Source organism: Kamptonema formosum PCC 10802, from assembly GCF_000332335.1.
Classification (GTDB): Bacteria; Cyanobacteriota; Cyanobacteriia; order Cyanobacteriales; family Oscillatoriaceae; genus Oscillatoria.
In genome coordinates, this window is the sequence record NZ_KB235948.1 from 5074329 (window position 1) to 5089747 (window position 15419).

Consider the following 15419-nt stretch of genomic DNA (forward strand, 5'->3'; position numbering starts at 1 on the left):
CTAGGGCTGCCGGCGAACACAGCCATCACAAAGCCAATTCTCCCGTCAAGCCGGCAAAATGTCAAATTTTGTAAAGGAATCGCTCGGATTCGAGAAGGCTGTGTTACTTTAATAGTGGACACCAAACAGAGTGTTTAACAGCAGTGCCGAGCAAAAAGGAGTGAAAGAAAACTAGTTTTTCTTGATGATGGGCTTAGACCCGGTGTCCCCTGTCGAGAGTCCAAGCGCACATTGTCCACCCTAGTTGTAGATTGTTTGCACTCGAAACAGCAGTCGTTTTTGTTTGACTCGTTGATCAATCTATCGTTCGTAACAAAAGAGCCTAGCCCCACCGGCTAGGCTCAAAACGTTTTTAAGCGGCTACCGTTTGTAAGTTCAGCGCAGCCCAAAGGTTTGCAGTTGGGCTAAAGCCCCACCGGTGAGCCCAACTCGGCGGGATCAGCACGCAAGCAAAATGGCACCAATCAGCAGGAAGGGCAAACCGAGGAATAGGCCAATCCCAGGGATCAGGAAGGTGGGAATGCTCCCGAGAAGGACGAACAGCAAGCCGAAGCTTTTGCGAATCAGTTTCAAGCAACAGCCAAATAGTTTCATGGTCTTTGTTTCCGCTAAGGTTGAGATGGCTTGGCGCAGGCGCACCCGACCGGCGACCGGCTAGCGCCTGCTAGTTCTATTATTACGGGTTCGCCACCGGCAGGCTACCCGACGGTGGGCCAAAGCCCGTGGGCGTTTGTAAGTTCAGCGTAGCCCAAAGGTTTGTAAGTTCAGCGTAGCCCAAAGGTTTGTAAGTTCAGCGTAGCCCAAAGGTTTGTAAGTTCAGCGCAGCCCAAAGGTTTGTAAGTTCAGCGTAGCCCCACTGGTGAGCCCGGATGGGGAGAGCACTCGATTTTATTAACCGCCAAGACGCCAAGGACGCCAAGGGAGAAGAATGAGGGAGTTTGTTAGGCTGTCACGACTTGATGGCCGCTACCCCCCAATGCGTTTTTGTGCATTAAATTTGCACTATAAACCGCTATTCATCGATTCCAGGATATGCCTATTAATTAGCCTCTGTAGGCTCTGCCCCTTTCAACAGACAGGCATATTAAAAGCCTAACAGCTGATTGTGAATCCCAGAAGAGCCAATTCGGGCTTAGGTGTGGTAGGATTAAAAGCGCCAAAATAGGGAAAAAACCAAACAGGTATTTTGGCAGTTGTCAAGGAAGCTAGGCTCTAAAATTTGCGTTTGTAAAATCGACCGGCAGGAGTTTCAGGCAGCATGATAGTGTCAGGGCAATCTACTCGGAAATTCGCCAAGGGCTCACCGGCTCATTATAGAGGTTCGGCTTTAATAGTTGTTTCCCAGCTGGCGATGTCCAGTCTGGCAGGGATCGCTGTTACCGTTACGGCGGCTCAAACCTGTCGCGCTCAGCTGGCGAATCCTGACTGTCCAGCGGCTGCGGAGTGCCCAGCGCCAAGCAGTGAGAAAAGCCCCACAAACGCGCAACCGGCAGCAGAGTTTGCACCCCCAATTTTCCCGCCACAGCCGCCATCCCCCAGCGCGATAAACGGGGTTGCTTTGAGTGGCTCCCTCAAGAAAAATGTCAGAAAAAATTTGGGTGCTACTGCCGGCTTAGCGGTTGAATTGCCGGCACCTCCCCAGACGGCGAACCGCGCTGAATTATTAATGCCGGCACCCCAGCCGAAGTTCGGGGACGCAGTAATCGCGGAGGGTGCCGGTTCGCCACCCACGCTAGCGCCCGAGCCCGCCGCACCCGGAGAGCAGCAATTTATACCGGAAAGAGTTCCCCTGCGCCCGTCGAGAAACCGCCAGCAGCGCCAGCGACTGATCGCATCTCCCAGCGTTACTTCTGTGACCCCCTCAGCTTACGGCAAATCCTGGGGGAGTGCGGGGGTTGGCGTTGGGTTTCAAGGGCGGACTCGCTATACTGATAAATCGGATGGAGCGATTGCCTATGGCATGGGATTTGGCGACTCTCGGGAAGCCGTGGGCTTAGATGTAGGGGTGACGGTTTTCAATCTCTCCGACAGTTTTGGAGATCGGGGCGGCGTCAGTTTCAAGCTGCACCGCGCCCTCCCCGATGATTTTGCAGTTGCCCTTGGCTGGCAAAATGCGATTGTCTGGGGGAAAACCGATGCCGGCAGCAGCGTTTACGGTGCCGTCACCAAGATGTTTCGCCTGCAAGAAAGCACGGCACAACCTTTCAGCCGGCTTTTTGTTACTGCAGGCATGGGCAGCGGACAGTTCCGCTCGGAATTTGATATAAATAAAGATATCGGTTCAATTGCCGGTTTTGGCAGCGTTGCTGTGCGAGTGGCTGAACCGGTGAGTGCAATCGCCGAGTGGACGGGTCAGGATTTGACCCTGGCTGTCTCCTTTATCCCCTTTCGGAACCAGCCCCTCGTGATCACACCGGCACTGACAGATATCACGAATAATGCCGGTGACGGAGCCCGATTCATTTTGGGGATTGGCTACGGATTTTATTTCAGATAAAATTGAACCCCATGAAATTATTTAAGTTTAGCGTCAATTTCAGTTTGGCTTTGCTGCTGATTTTGCTGTCAGCCAGACCGGCTCTCAACCAAACCGGCAACCAGTCCGATGGCTTCCCTAATGTGCCGGACACGACTACTATTATAATTGAGCCAGAGAGTCCAGCCCCGCCAGATCCCCCCTCTGTCACACCGCCGGTTAGGGAAGAGACGCCGAATACAGCCAAGACAAATGCGGCGCAGACTTCTGACCCTACCGATGCCGTTTCTGGCACAGCTGAAACATCTGGAACCGCTGGTACAAGCGGAGAGAGTGAAGTTGACCGGTTGGGTTTTGAGAAGATTGTTCAAGAGGAAAATACTGGCGAGACAGTCCAAGCGGTGGAAGAAGCGCAAGCGCTAGAATTTAGCGCCCAACTTGACATACGTTTATACGGTAAAGCGCCGACGATTGACGAGATAGCCAAGGCGCTCTTCACTCTCTACCAAGCAACCGGAAAAAAGGCAGTAATCACCTACATTATCGCCCAGGAAAACAGGCTGGATTCCCTGACGATTTTTCCGCAGAATCCAGGGACGCTAACCGAGGGGCTTAACGACCCATCGATTCACAAAGTCGTGCCGGTTGAGCGCAAAACGGTAAACAAAGTTGCCATAGAGTTTCGCAAAGAAGTCACCAGTCCAGCCAAGAGGGAAACCACCAGCTATTTAAAATACGCCCAACAGCTGTATCAGTGGATTGTCGCGCCCATAGAGCCAGAACTGCAAGCCAAGAAGGTTGATATTGTAGTGTTTGTGATGGATTCTGGGTTGCGCTCCATGCCGCTGGCGGCTTTGCACGACGGCAAACAGTTTATCATCGAAAAATATGGCGTAGCACTGATTCCCAGCTTTGGGCTGACGGACACCCGCTATATGAATTTGAGGGACTCGCAAATTTTGGCGATGGGGGCTTCGGAATTTAAAGACCAAAATCCCTTACCTGCCGTGCCGGTGGAGCTATCTGAAATCCTCAGAGGGGCTTGGCGCGGGCAAAGGTTCCTCAACGAACAGTTTACTGTGGAGAATTTCAAGGGGCTGAACCGGCAGCAGCACTTTAATATTATTCACTTAGCCACTCACGGGGAGTTCCAGCCAGGAGAGCTGAGCAATTCCTACATCCAGTTTTGGAACAAAAAAGTGAATATGCTGGAACTCAGGAGACTGTCACAAGAATTGGGCTGGAATGCGGCGAACACCGCGCCGGTGGAACTGCTGGTTATGAGCGCCTGCAGGACGGCGCTGGGAGATGAGCGAGCGGAATTGGGATTTGCTGGGTTAGCGGTTAATGCCGGTGTAAAATCAGCGCTGGCGAGTCTGTGGTATATCAGCGACGCCGGCACCTTGGGGCTGATGAATGAGTTTTACACGCAGTTGAGTGTGACGGGGAACAAAACAGAGGCGCTCAGACAAGCGCAGCTGGCCATGCTGAAAGGACAAGTGCGACTGGAGGGCGGTCAGCTGCGCGGATCTGACCTGCAGGTTATCCCTCTCCCCCGCGAAATTGCGGCGCAAGGGAAAATTAATGTGTCCCACCCCTATTTCTGGTCGGCGTTTACGCTGATAGGAAATTGGAACTGAGCCAGAAACCGGGTTTCTTTTGCAGAAGAAACCCGTATTCTTAAAGATACGGGTTTCTGTACTTCATCCAACTGAAAACCGCTAGAATTCACTTGTCAGTTTTGTCAGCTTTCTTTTCGCGGGGTAAAAATCGGTCGAGGGCGGCTTTTAACTCTTCGATTTCATCTTCAATATTTCCCGCTTTCGCAGCGCGAGCGATGCACTGAGTTAAATGCTCGTCCAAAATAATCCTCGCCACGCGGTCGAGTGCGCCCCGGACTGCAGCAATCTGGACCAGGACATCCGGACAGGGCTGGCTCTCTTGCACCATTGTTTTAATCCCCCGGATGTGTCCCTCGATGCGAGACAGCCGGTTGACAAGGCGTCGCAGGGACTCCTCACTGTGAACGTGAGTGTGAGCGGAACGATCGTGAGAGTCAGCGTGTTCGTGGTAAAGATCGTCTGTCTCCTGCAGGGATTCGCCTTTGTCTTCCAGAGGAAAGGTTTTGTCAGATAGTCGGTTAGTTTTAATCATGGGCGGTGTGCGGTGGTGGGCGTGTACATAAGATTGTAACCTAGAATCAAAAACTTATTTCGTCGCCCCCTATATCTTTTGAGGGGTGGGGTGATACTTGCAACCTCTGTCGCGGCGCGGGGGTGAATGGCTCAATTTCACCCCGAACTAAGCTGTTACGCTGTTAGGAAGCTTGTCACACAAAGGAGGCAGACAGCAAAACAAACACGAGGCTAAACGGAACGCGATTCCTGAGAGCCTAAATATCCATCCCCTATCCCACTCGGAAAAGGGCCACATGCTGGCCCTCGGGGCGCAATTCCCCGTATTGGGAAGGATTGCGGACAGAAGTCACACATACACTCATCCTGTAATTGTACCGCGAATCGGTAATGCCTTAACCATCTTTTCCCCCTTTTTGTCGAGCGTTAAAATCTCTGGTTTTTCCCGGCAACCCGGTTTAGCAAAGGGCGCTCAGCCCTCATCATTCAAAACAGGAATAAACTTGTCCGGTCGCTTTTTCTGAGGGACAGCCTGCATCTCGGCGTCCAGCCATTCGATAAATTCCTGATTGATTGACTCAACAGCAATTTCTGCGATGGTATTTGTATAGTCAATCTGTTCGCCGATCGCCTTGTGGAGTTTTTCGCTATAGCCATCCTGAGTCTTGACAATTAGGACAATTTCTGTTTGTTCGACAATTTTGCCTTCCCAGCGGTAAACAGAATTGATAGGAAACCAGTTAATGCAGACAGCTAGCTGTTCCTCAAGTAAGGCGCGACTCACCTTACGGGCTTCTTCAGAACTGCTGAGGGTGATGTAGTAGAGCTTCATCGTTTTGTCCATTTCTTGTGGTGCCGGCATCCTCCCAGAGTGCGGGTAAGATGCCTGTGCCACAAGTGTGCCACAAGTGTCAGGCTCTTTGCCTAATTTTGCCGCCCCGAAGGGGTTGGGGTGCGCACGCCGGAGGGCTAAAGCCCAACTACAAACTGCCGGTGGGCTAAAGCCCAACTACAAACGCCGGAGGGCTAAAGCCCAACTACAAACGCCGGTAGGGCATTAGCCCAACTATAGCAGCAGCCATTTAGGTTAAGACGTAGGACAGGCGTTCCCTCCGCTCCCTATCCCTACTAGCAAGTGACATGCCTTGTCCTAAACTAACTGTGTATTGCGATACAAACGGCGGTGCGCCGGCGAGATTGTCCTGTTAAGGAATTAGAAAAAATCCCACCCCTCCCGCAGTGCAGGCGTCTCGCCTGAACTCTTAAAGGGAGGGAGCTTAAGCACGCGGTCACCAAACAAATCCATTCGCTTCTATTCGCTAAAAGCCGGTTCAAGCCCTGTTCACCGGCCACAAAAAAAGCCGACAACCAGCATGGTTTGTGACGCTCCTTACCGTGCTTCCCTCAACTCAAGCGCGAAGCCGCTTGGTTTCTACTCTCTGGCACCGGCAGGTATTCACCGGCTACCTGAATCCTTCCCTGTCGAGATAGGCACTTTGTTGCTCTCATCTGTTGGAGAAGGGATAAATACCTTAATTAACCCCAAAGCGATAAGTATGCCCACTAAAGCTGCTAATCCTTGCGCTGCCGCTCCTAAAGCTGCTATCTTATCCCAAATTGTTATAACTTTTGACTTGGGCTGCGCCGGGGAAGGCGGAGGTGGTGCCTGTCGATTACCAGTGCTTTGTCCCTTTGGCCGCGATACGGCAGCGATGTCCCGCATCACTTCCTCAGCGGATTGATAGCGTTTTGCCGTGTCTAATTCCAGTAATTTGTCCAATATTACAGCTAAACTGTCACTCACCCTATTGCAGCGACTTCGCCACACCCAAGACTTAGTAGCATCATCAAAAAGCTCATCGGGGCGATACGCATTAGTTAGGAGATGAATGCAGGTCACACCTAAGCTGTACAGGTCGCTCGCAAAAACTGCTCTGCGTTTTTCTTGCTCAGGAGCCATATAGCCTGAGGTTCCCATACATAAATTTGCAGTGGCTCTAGGATTTGAATACTCAAAATTGACTAAAACCAGCGGCTTGCTGTTGTCCAGCGGTCGAATGATATTGCTAGGGGTGATATCTCTGTGAATTACATTCTGAGCGTGAATGTATTTTAGGACGGTGAGCAATTCATTAAGGAGCTGCCAGATTTTAGCTTCACTGAAAGCTCCCTCCCGTTGTAATTCGTGTTGCAGATATATTCCCTCAATAAACTCTAGCGCCCACCAGAAATCATTATCTCGCTCAAAACAGGCGATCAGCATCGGAATTTGAGGGTGTTTTAGCAGGCTCAGACTCTCCACTTCTAGACGGGGTAGTATGTCAGGGATGTCAATCCCAGTTAGACTTTGACGCCTAAACTGCTTAACCAGACACTTAGACTGATTAGGACTGTGTTCATCCACAGCCTTAAATGTCTGGCCAAAGCCCCCTGCAGCAATTTCTTGAATAAGGCGGAAGCGATTATTGAGGAGTATAGGGAGTGTCATGGGACAGGTAGAAGCCTCTGTCTTTTGGGTTATTTGTCAGTTTAACACAATCTGCCTAGAGAGGGTTGCAACCACTTTAACTTTTATAGCACTAGCCACATGGGGAACGGACATCAGACCTTGGGGGGTCGGAGGGAACCCCTGCCCTACGGATATAAGGCGTAGGACAGGCGTCTCGCCTGTCCTAGGTGCCCCGAAGTGATGAACCATTTTTCCACGGGGTTTACCCCTACTGAGGCAGTTTCTCCCCTATCCGTCACATCCCGTACCTGTCGCCCCCTGCACCTACGCTCCCATCCCCGAATAGTGCTTCAACCCCCGCCGCCACAACCACCGGTTCAAAAGAAAGAACACCACCCCCCAACCCAGCATCACCGGCAGCCCCCGCCCCAGATCCACCGGCAGCCCTACCAGCAGCGCTGCAGGAAAATGAACCAGATAGGAAAACGGCATCCACAGCACCACTTGGCGCACCGGCTCGGGGAAAACTTCCAGCGGGGCAACTACGCCAGAGAGAAACAGGTAAAACAGCATCCAGATTTGCTCAATAGCGCTCGCTCGCTCCATCCAGAACGCGAACATAGCAAAGGTGTACTGGATGAGAAAGCGCAGGAAAAATGCCAGCACCGCCACCAGCGCAAACAGCAAAAACTGCCCGATATTTGGCAGCCAAAAAGATTGGGGATACAGGGCAAAAAACAGCAGCACCAGCCCGATAATGAACGGCCAGCGGGCAATCCTTTCGGAAATGTGCGAGGTGATGTGGTGCCAGACGGGATCGACCGGCTGCAGCAGCTTCGGCGACAGTTTCCCCTGCACAACTTCTTTCTCAAACTCCCATATCACCCAAACTGCGTTAAACTGGCGGACGATAAAAACTGCCAGGAAATAGCGAGCAAAATCCACCGGCTCCCACCCAAACCGCCCACCTTGCGCCGCCTGCATCCAAATGCCCATCAGGATTAGCGGCAGCGAGCCAGAGAGCGCCCACAAAAACAGCTCGGCTCGATATTCCAGCATGTATGCGTAATACGTCACCAGCAAGGTTTTGGCAATTCTGAAAAATCGGCTCATATTATTTACGCTTGAATACTTTTCTATTATCTCTCGCTGCCGGCGACCGCAAGGGCAGTGGCGTCAGCCCAAGCTGAACTAGGCAGTTAAAACCGGCACCAAAATCTCACCAAGCGCCTGTAAAGCCATCTCCTCATCCTCCTTGGCGTCCTACCCTGCGGGAAGCCGAGAAAGCGCGTCTATGGCGTCTTGGCGGTTCATTCTTAAACCAAATAAATAAGACTCCTATACAAACGTAAAGCATATCAAGACACCCCGCCGGTGCGGAATACCCGGCCAATCACTTCCTCCACCGGCGGGTCTGTGACCTTCAAGTCCAGCACCTCTAGCTCCGCGAGAATCCTTGTCAGAGTGCCGGTGAGCGACTCGCGCTGCACCAGGAGGCGCACCGACTGGCCATCCACCGATTCCACTTCCCCGTAGGAAGACAGCAGGGAGCTAGCCTGCAGCGTCTGCACCGGCAGGGGGTGGGCGAGTTCCACCTGAACTTCCCGGTAGGGGGCGAAGCGCTCCAGCAGTCCCTCCAGACTGCCGTCATAGATGAGCTGACCTTCGTGGATTAAAATAACCCGCCGGCACAGCGCGGTGATGTCGGCCATGTAGTGGCTCGTCAGCAGCACTGTCGCCCCGTAGCGCTGGTTGTACTCGCGCAGGAATTCCCGCACCGCCACCTGAGCGTTGACATCCAGTCCCAGGGTGGGCTCGTCGAGAAACAGCACTTGTGGCTGGTGGAGCAGCGCTGCCATCAGCTCAGCCTTCATGCGCTCTCCGAGGGAAAGCTTGCGCACCGGCACGTTGAGCTTGTTTTCCAGAGAGAGCATCTCCGTCAGGAGGCTGGCACGCCGGCGGTACTCTCTGTCGGGGATGCCGTAGACAGCAGCATTGATCTTCAGGGAGTCGAGCACCGGCAAGTCCCAAATCAGCTGCTGCTTTTGTCCCATCACCAGGGTAATTTTTTGCAAAAATGAAGCCTCCCGCCGGAAAGGGACCTGTTCTGCCACCCGCACCCGACCGGCAGAAGGATGGATCAGGCCGGTGAGCATTTTCAGGGTGGTGGTTTTTCCGGCACCGTTTGGCCCCAAAAATCCCACCACTTCGCCCGGTTCAATTTCAAAGGAAACCCCCTGAACTGCCCGCACCTCGCGGTAAGTGCGGCGCAGGAAGTGGCGCAACGTCCCCTTGAGCCCCGGTTCCTTGACCGCCACCGGATAGACCTTGCTCAGGTCATCAGCCACGATAATCGACATATTCTACTACGACAACACCGCTTGCTCTGCGCAGAGCAGATGCTCACCATTGTAATGGCACCGGCACCGGCATCGCTTGTCTTTGGGCAATCCCTGCGCCCCTGATGCGCCGGAGCCAGCCACTTGCGCCGCCTTCACTCTGGTTAATCACTTTCTTTAACTGCTGTCTGCCCAATCTTTATTCCACCGACTGCCAAGTTTAATTTAACACACAGCTAAGATTCTTGATATCGTCCCAAAATCTTATTTTTTACGCTTTTAATCCGGTTAATTAATTTATTTTCGCCCGCAAGGCGGCCCCCCCTCAGCTGCCGCTCCGGCAGCCGCGTCACGGAGGGCCGGCAAAACTCTTCTAATATACGGCTAGTTGCTTATTGAATAAACACTGGCTTGCAAGCACAAAAGCCAGACGGCAGGCGATACGACAGCACTGCAACCTGCCGATATAGTTAAACTATTCAAACGTAAAATAGGAGATTCTATCGGGGCGGGAGCCGGTGCGGGCCCGGAAGTGTGACCGGTAAGAGAAACAGGACAAACAGCCGGGACAGACGGCTGGCGGTTTCAGGGGGCAAGTCTGGGCTGGTGCTGGCTGGCGGGGGTTCAGCCAAAGCCGGCAGCGCTCGCTCCCTCACGCCTTAGATGCCTGAGAAGTCCCCGGCAGCTCGAACTTGTAGCCGACGCCGCGAACAGTTTGAATCAGGGAGGGCTGGGTGGCATCGGGTTCAATCTTGCGGCGAATTTGGCCAATATGGACGTCCACCACCCGCTGGTCGCCGACATAATCGTAGTCCCAGACTTGTTGCAGCAGTTCATTCCTGCGCCAAACCCGATTGGGGTGGCTGGCCAAAAAATACAGCAAATCAAATTCCAGGGCGGTTAAGGGAACCATCTCACTGTTGAGCTTTACCTCCCGGCGCACCGGATCGATGAACAGCCCGCCGAAAGTGAGGGAAAGCAGTTCGTTGGCAGTGACGATCCGCCGGCGCTTCAAAATCGCCGCCACTCTAGCGGCGAGCTCAACCAGACGGAACGGCTTGGTGATGTAGTCATCCGCACCTTGGGAAAAGCCCTGGATAATGTCAGCTTCGTCCCCGCGGCTGGTCAGCATCAGGACAAACACGCCGGTGCGCCCCTGCATTTCTTGACAGAGCTGATAGCCGGTGGTGTCCGGCAAGTTGACATCCAGAATCACCAGATCGGGATTGAGGTGCTCAAACAGCTCTAGGGCGCTCTTACCGTCCTCTGCAGACTCCACTTCATAGTTTTGCTTGCTCAAAAAGCGATGGATTAAATTCCGGATTGCCGGGTCGTCATCAACGACAAGAATCTTGGCAGGGGCCATGTCCACAACCTTGCTCTAACAAATGGGCAAGAAAGATTCGTCAGACCGATCGCTTTCGCCAGGTGAAGCCCTGGCAGCAATCTACGCAACCGTGAGGGAAAGAGCCTCCCCGCACAGCCGTTTATCTTTGCATTTTAGAAATTTATCGGCGAGGAACCTAGCGGTCAACGATCTTAACCTACCGGCATGAGATTGGAACTCATGTCAGGAGTTTAGCGCAACGAAAAGTAACTTTTTGTTAGCTATTCCTTAAATCAGACGGGGGTTAGCAGCCGTGTATAGAGACTCTCCCATACTACCATAACTTAAAATCCTGCCAGACTCAAAGCGTGAAAAAGCCCTGCGCGGGCGAGCGAAAATAGCCGAGAAAGTGGGCTGCAACACTGCGAAAGTAGAATTGCACACCCTTTTCGGGAGTGCGTTTTCCAGAAACGGGGTTTTCAACAGGGGGCCCCAAGCCCCCTCCCGGCGTGGCGGGCAGGGGGAGAATTGACGTTAATATAAGGGTTTTAGCTGCTCAGGCCCCCCGGCTCCTGAAGGCTGGCATGAAAAACCTGCCCTCGCCAGCCCCCTCCCCGCCAGACGCCACCCCGCATATCCGTTATATTCGTTCTCAATACGCTGCTGGCCTGCTATTTGAATTACATCATTGTGTTATATTTTCTGACTTCTGACGGGTCGCCAGAACACAAACTTTCCCCCCGGAAACAAGAGGGGTTGCCGGAGCGGGGGGGACAGGTCAGCACCGGCAGGCTTCCATACAGGCAAAAAGATGACGGTTCCGAAACAGGGAGTTTAGGGGACGAGAGAAAAAGCCGGCAGCCTTTCGCCTGGGCTGTTCGCTAGCGGGCGTCGGCAGGCTGGGTGCTGCCGGCGGCCCTTTGGGCCGGTGCGCCCCCCGCCCTCTGTGCGGACTGTCATAGATTCCTATAAGCTTTCAGGCATTGCAACATGGTAGACTGGTTTGTTGCCTCGAGAGTAAAAGAACTGACGGGGTTTGTCTTTCAAGACATCCTCCTCGGACTGGCGCAAGGGAGACTCGAAGACTGCGCCAGCGACCTTTTTTGACATCAGCAATCTGGCAGCCCTGGCCAGCAAGCATCAATTGAATGTGGCGGCGGGTCGCGCCCTCAAGGAATTCCTGAGGCTGCTACAGGAGGAACTGGAGGCTTGGGGGTGCTCACCGGCAGACCTCAAGCAGTCCAAAAAAGCCTTAAATCAGTTCATTGACGCCAAATCGGTCAAAAAAATCTGAGGCACCGCTTTTAAGGAAGACTGCAAAGCGCTAGACACAGCCGGGCTTGCCAAAACCTGGGAGAATCTGGGGCAGCAGCCCCTGCCGTCCCAGTTTGACTGGCAAGCGATCGGCAAGCAGTATCTGAGAAAAGTCAAAGCCCTGATCGGGGAATCTGAGCAGTTGCGCAGCATCCTGGACTCGCAAAATCTCGAAGCTATCCGGCGCAGCGCCGAGGAACTCGCTGGGATCGCGCCGAATTTTGACCGGCACCTAAACTTAGACACCCTCTCGACAGACGCTTACGAATACAAGCTGAAAGTGTGGCAGGTGTTCGTGCCGCAGAACACCCGCGAAGGACTCTCGCTCAGGGAGATTGTCCGCTTCACCACGGACTGCCCCCAAAGTGCGGGTGATGCCGACCTCTCGGATCGTTAGCTATAGCAGTATGCACTTAGGTTAGAACATTAGACCTTCAGGGGGGGCGGGACGCCTGCCCTAGGTCTATATAGCAGTAAGCATTTAGGAAACCTACATTCCGGCCTCCCTTGCTCACCCCGCTTCCGAAGCTTCTATTGTTCTAAGCAATATGACTGCTGCTATACAAGTCGCAACCCCTGCGGGACGCTCAATGCCGGCACTTTACCCTGCAACACCTCTCCCCCGAAAAAATCCCCGAATTTTTGCAAAAATGGCACCGGCTAGCGATTGGCGACAAGACAGAAAAACAGCGCAAGCTCCCTCGCTTGCTAGCTGCCACCCTTGTCCTCACCGGCAATTGGCGAACTCGCCGGCAACCCGCTGCTGCCGACGGTGAAGGCAATTCTCAACCGCAATCAGGAACTGCCCTGCGAGCAACCTTTAACCGCTGCTAACAAATACATCAGCTTCCGAGTCTCTCAACCAAGGCGTATCAACCAATGCCCACAGTAAAATATCGCGATCTCCACGCACGATCCCGATTTATAGCCCGCCCGTCGATTTTTGAGGTCATAAAGGTGCGGACACCTGGATCTCAGGCAACCGCTCAGCTTTGGCTTTCAGGCAGGAGTGGCTGCACGCTCCTATAGCAGCAGTCATATTGGTTAGGACATTCATGGCATGGCGTATGGGGCTCATGCGCATGGGGCATCGCGCATGGGGTAAGTAGGGGCGGGCTCACCCAAGATGTCTCTGGGTTTTACCAGATGTTAGTAAACCCGCCCCTACCAGCTTTTGCGTGATGCGATGATGCGATGATGCCCATGTACTAACCTAAGTGCATACTGCTATAATCCTCTTTTGTCAAACAAGGGTGAAAGCCCGATATGTCGCTGCCTGAAATGGCGCAAATTCGTCAAATTGCCCCAAAGTGACAAAAGAGCGATAGATTGTAGCATACTTCAGCCGGTGGAAAGCAAATTGGCTGCGGCTAACAGCCCTCACCACCCCGAAACCCAGCCCCTGCTGCAAGACAGGCTAGCCCACGACCCAGATGAGAAGGTGCGCTCTGCAAGCCAGCGAGCAGCTCAAACAGCTCATCCTTGAACATTAAAAATGGGGGATTGGGCATTGCGGCGGGAGCGGGGCATTGGGGATTGGGCATTCCTCATTCTCCCCGCCCGGTTATAATGGCAATTAATCAGCCGGACAGAATATTATCTGCGGCGATCCCCAATTCCCACCGGCATGCAAACTGCCGGGCAAAAAGCAAAAACATTTAAATTGCTATTTGAATTTAATTTGTAAAACAGCCAAAGCGAGGCGGTTGAAGCGCGGGCGGGGAGAAAATGAATAAAGGCGAGAAGAAAAGGAGGGTATTTTCATGCGAGTCAGGCGACGGTTAGGGCAATTGCCAGTGAATAGCACGCGCAATAAAGAGGAAAATTAGGAGCGTGACAGCCTGGGGAGCGCCCAGAGATGAAAGCAGCTTGGGTAGCGCCAAGGTGCCGCCTTCCTTGGGCCAGAATAGAAATGACCGCAAGTGGCAAATATGAACATCACCGCCTTCCAGAAAAATACGCCCCTGATCCTGATAGTGGACGATGACAGGACGACGCGGAAAATCCTGCGCCGGGCGATGGAACAAGAAGGGTATCAGGTTGCAGAAGCCAGTGACGGTGCCGAAGCAATAGATGCCTACGCGCTTCTCAACCCGGATATGGTGCTGCTGGATGCCAAGATGCCGGTGATGGATGGCTTTACCTGCTGCAGCAAATTGCAAGCGACTGACAGCAGCAGCCGCACGCCGGTGCTGATGATTACCAGCCTGGAAGACGAAAAGTCCGTAGATCGAGCCTTCGAGGCCGGTGCCACCGATTACATCACCAAGCCCATCCACTGGGCGGTGCTGCGGATGCGCGTGCGCCGGCTGCTGCAAGAACGGCAGGCGGAGGCAGAAATTCTCAACGCCCTCCAGAGAGAAAAAGAACTCTCTGACCTGAAATCCCGCATTGTCAGCATGGTGTCCCACGAGTACCGCAACCCGCTGACCGCCATTTTGTCCTCTGCTGAATTGCTGGAATATTACGGCAACCAGTGGAGCGAGGAGAAAAAACTTGAACACCTCCACCGCATTCAAGCCGCCGCTCAACACCTCAACGATTTGGTGGGCGACATGCTGTGCATCAGCCAAGCCGAAGCCGGAAAACTCACCTTCAAACCCGCCCCACTGGAGCTAGAAGCATTTTGCCGCCATTTGGTGGCCGAAGCCCAACTCACCGCCACCCCCCAGCACCAAATCATTTTTCAGTGCCACCACTCACCGGAGATCGCCCTTCCCCGCACCGCACTCGATGAAAAACTCCTGCGTCAAATCTTGAGCAATTTGCTCTCTAACGCCATCAAATATTCTCCCAACGGGGGCTCTGTGCGGTTGGAACTGACTGGGGAAAAGAATGCCGCTATTTTCTGCATTTCTGACTGCGGCATTGGCATCCCCCCTGGCGACTTGGGGCGACTGTTTAATGCCTTTAGCCGGGGCAGCAATGTAGGCGCGCTTCCCGGTACAGGATTGGGGCTAGCAATTGTTAAACGGTGTGTGGATTTGCACGGCGGAAAAATTGCCGTAGAGTCGGAAGTGGGAGCCGGCACTGCGGTGACGGTGACGCTGCCATTTAAATTGCGACTGTCTGATTCACTATAATGAAGATTGAGGGGCGCTCTGGTGTTCAGGTGCGGTTTGATATCTCACAGTGGCACGATATAATACGAATTTTTGATTTTGTATGCCCTGATTTTGGATCGCACAAAATGGCTGGAACGCCTTTTCAGCCAGAGGAAAAAATTCTCCCGGTATCTTGGCTTTTATAGCAGTATGCACTTAGGTTAGAACATTAGACCTTCTGGGGGGGCGGGACGCCTGCCCTACGTCTATATAGCAGTAAGCATTTAGGAAACCTACATTCCGGCCTCCCTTGCTCCAGAGCTCCCGAAGCTTCT

15 protein-coding genes and 1 pseudogene are annotated in these 15419 nt (G+C 53.3%); 8 read left to right on the forward strand and 8 right to left on the reverse strand.

Going from position 1 to position 15419, the window contains the following annotated elements:
- Positions 1-438: 438 nt before the first annotated feature.
- Entirely contained in the window at positions 439-594 is a 156-nt protein-coding gene (locus OSC10802_RS53175; protein WP_198525162.1) for a hypothetical protein, read from the reverse strand.
- A gap of 670 nt (positions 595-1264) precedes the next feature.
- Here OSC10802_RS53175 and OSC10802_RS41230 point away from each other — a divergent pair.
- Positions 1265-2497, forward strand: a complete 1233-nt coding sequence (locus OSC10802_RS41230; RefSeq protein WP_155968209.1) for a hypothetical protein — start codon at positions 1265-1267, stop codon at positions 2495-2497.
- An 11-nt stretch (positions 2498-2508) separates the two neighbouring features.
- Positions 2509-4116, forward strand: coding sequence for a CHAT domain-containing protein (locus OSC10802_RS0122265; protein WP_017718980.1), 1608 nt, complete (start codon positions 2509-2511; stop codon positions 4114-4116).
- An 88-nt stretch (positions 4117-4204) separates the two neighbouring features.
- On the opposite strand, the gene OSC10802_RS0122270 is transcribed toward OSC10802_RS0122265, so the two are convergent.
- From OSC10802_RS0122270 to OSC10802_RS0122290, 5 genes are all read right to left on the reverse strand, one after another.
- Positions 4205-4630 carry a metal-sensing transcriptional repressor gene (locus OSC10802_RS0122270; protein ID WP_017718981.1) on the reverse strand — a complete coding sequence of 142 codons (426 nt, stop codon included), beginning with the start codon at positions 4628-4630 and terminating at the stop codon, positions 4205-4207.
- A gap of 453 nt (positions 4631-5083) precedes the next feature.
- A complete protein-coding gene (gene cutA, locus OSC10802_RS0122275; RefSeq protein ID WP_198525163.1) occupies positions 5084-5506 on the reverse strand; it encodes a divalent-cation tolerance protein CutA in 423 nt (140 codons plus the stop codon).
- Positions 5507-6067: 561 nt separating this feature from the next.
- The gene (locus tag OSC10802_RS41235; protein ID WP_017718983.1) at positions 6068-7099 is read right to left on the reverse strand and encodes a serine/threonine-protein kinase; all 1032 of its coding nucleotides are present in this window, start codon (positions 7097-7099) and stop codon (positions 6068-6070) included.
- Between the two features lie 285 nt (positions 7100-7384).
- A complete protein-coding gene (locus tag OSC10802_RS0122285; protein ID WP_017718984.1) occupies positions 7385-8173 on the reverse strand; it encodes an ABC transporter permease in 789 nt (262 codons plus the stop codon).
- 245 nt (positions 8174-8418) lie between these two features.
- Positions 8419-9420, reverse strand: a complete 1002-nt coding sequence (locus OSC10802_RS0122290; RefSeq protein ID WP_017718985.1) for an ABC transporter ATP-binding protein — start codon at positions 9418-9420, stop codon at positions 8419-8421.
- 513 nt (positions 9421-9933) lie between these two features.
- Between OSC10802_RS0122290 and OSC10802_RS55780 the strand changes: the two genes are divergently transcribed.
- Positions 9934-10062 carry a hypothetical protein gene (locus OSC10802_RS55780; RefSeq protein ID WP_255349161.1) on the forward strand — a complete coding sequence of 43 codons (129 nt, stop codon included), beginning with the start codon at positions 9934-9936 and terminating at the stop codon, positions 10060-10062.
- Here OSC10802_RS55780 and OSC10802_RS0122300 read toward each other — a convergent pair.
- Entirely contained in the window at positions 10052-10765 is a 714-nt protein-coding gene (locus tag OSC10802_RS0122300) for a response regulator transcription factor (RefSeq protein WP_017718988.1), read from the reverse strand. The two genes, OSC10802_RS55780 and OSC10802_RS0122300, sit on opposite strands and share 11 nt — an antisense overlap.
- A gap of 651 nt (positions 10766-11416) precedes the next feature.
- On the opposite strand from OSC10802_RS0122300, the gene OSC10802_RS54715 reads away from it, so the two are divergent.
- The 5 genes and pseudogenes from OSC10802_RS54715 (at position 11417) to OSC10802_RS0122335 (ending at position 15123) form a co-directional block, all read left to right on the forward strand.
- Positions 11417-11611: a hypothetical protein gene (locus tag OSC10802_RS54715; protein ID WP_017718990.1), complete on the forward strand. Its 195-nt coding sequence runs from the start codon at positions 11417-11419 to the stop codon at positions 11609-11611.
- A 151-nt stretch (positions 11612-11762) separates the two neighbouring features.
- Positions 11763-12437: pseudogene (locus OSC10802_RS57025) on the forward strand (hypothetical protein).
- A 245-nt stretch (positions 12438-12682) separates the two neighbouring features.
- Positions 12683-12874, forward strand: a complete 192-nt coding sequence (locus OSC10802_RS0122320; RefSeq protein ID WP_017718993.1) for a hypothetical protein — start codon at positions 12683-12685, stop codon at positions 12872-12874.
- 514 nt (positions 12875-13388) lie between these two features.
- On the forward strand, positions 13389-13526 hold the full coding sequence (locus tag OSC10802_RS50645; protein ID WP_017718994.1) for a hypothetical protein: 138 nt from the start codon (positions 13389-13391) through the stop codon (positions 13524-13526).
- Between the two features lie 445 nt (positions 13527-13971).
- On the forward strand, positions 13972-15123 hold the full coding sequence (locus tag OSC10802_RS0122335) for a hybrid sensor histidine kinase/response regulator (protein ID WP_017718996.1): 1152 nt from the start codon (positions 13972-13974) through the stop codon (positions 15121-15123).
- Here OSC10802_RS0122335 and OSC10802_RS50650 read toward each other — a convergent pair.
- Entirely contained in the window at positions 15118-15300 is a 183-nt protein-coding gene (locus OSC10802_RS50650; RefSeq protein ID WP_155968213.1) for a hypothetical protein, read from the reverse strand. The two genes, OSC10802_RS0122335 and OSC10802_RS50650, sit on opposite strands and share 6 nt — an antisense overlap.
- Positions 15301-15419 lie beyond the last annotated feature (119 nt).

Excerpts from the sequence above, each read along its gene's own strand:
- OSC10802_RS0122335 (WP_017718996.1), top strand. The coding sequence starts at position 13,972 with ATGAACATCACCGCCTTCCAGAAAAATACGCCCCTGATCCTGATAGTG.
- OSC10802_RS0122290 (WP_017718985.1), bottom strand. The coding sequence starts at position 9,420 with ATGTCGATTATCGTGGCTGATGACCTGAGCAAGGTCTATCCGGTGGCG.
- OSC10802_RS0122270 (WP_017718981.1), bottom strand. The coding sequence starts at position 4,630 with ATGATTAAAACTAACCGACTATCTGACAAAACCTTTCCTCTGGAAGAC.
- OSC10802_RS41235 (WP_017718983.1), bottom strand. The coding sequence starts at position 7,099 with ATGACACTCCCTATACTCCTCAATAATCGCTTCCGCCTTATTCAAGAA.
- OSC10802_RS0122265 (WP_017718980.1), top strand. The coding sequence starts at position 2,509 with ATGAAATTATTTAAGTTTAGCGTCAATTTCAGTTTGGCTTTGCTGCTG.
- OSC10802_RS53175 (WP_198525162.1), bottom strand. The coding sequence starts at position 594 with ATGAAACTATTTGGCTGTTGCTTGAAACTGATTCGCAAAAGCTTCGGC.
- OSC10802_RS0122285 (WP_017718984.1), bottom strand. The coding sequence starts at position 8,173 with ATGAGCCGATTTTTCAGAATTGCCAAAACCTTGCTGGTGACGTATTAC.
- OSC10802_RS0122300 (WP_017718988.1), bottom strand. The coding sequence starts at position 10,765 with ATGGCCCCTGCCAAGATTCTTGTCGTTGATGACGACCCGGCAATCCGG.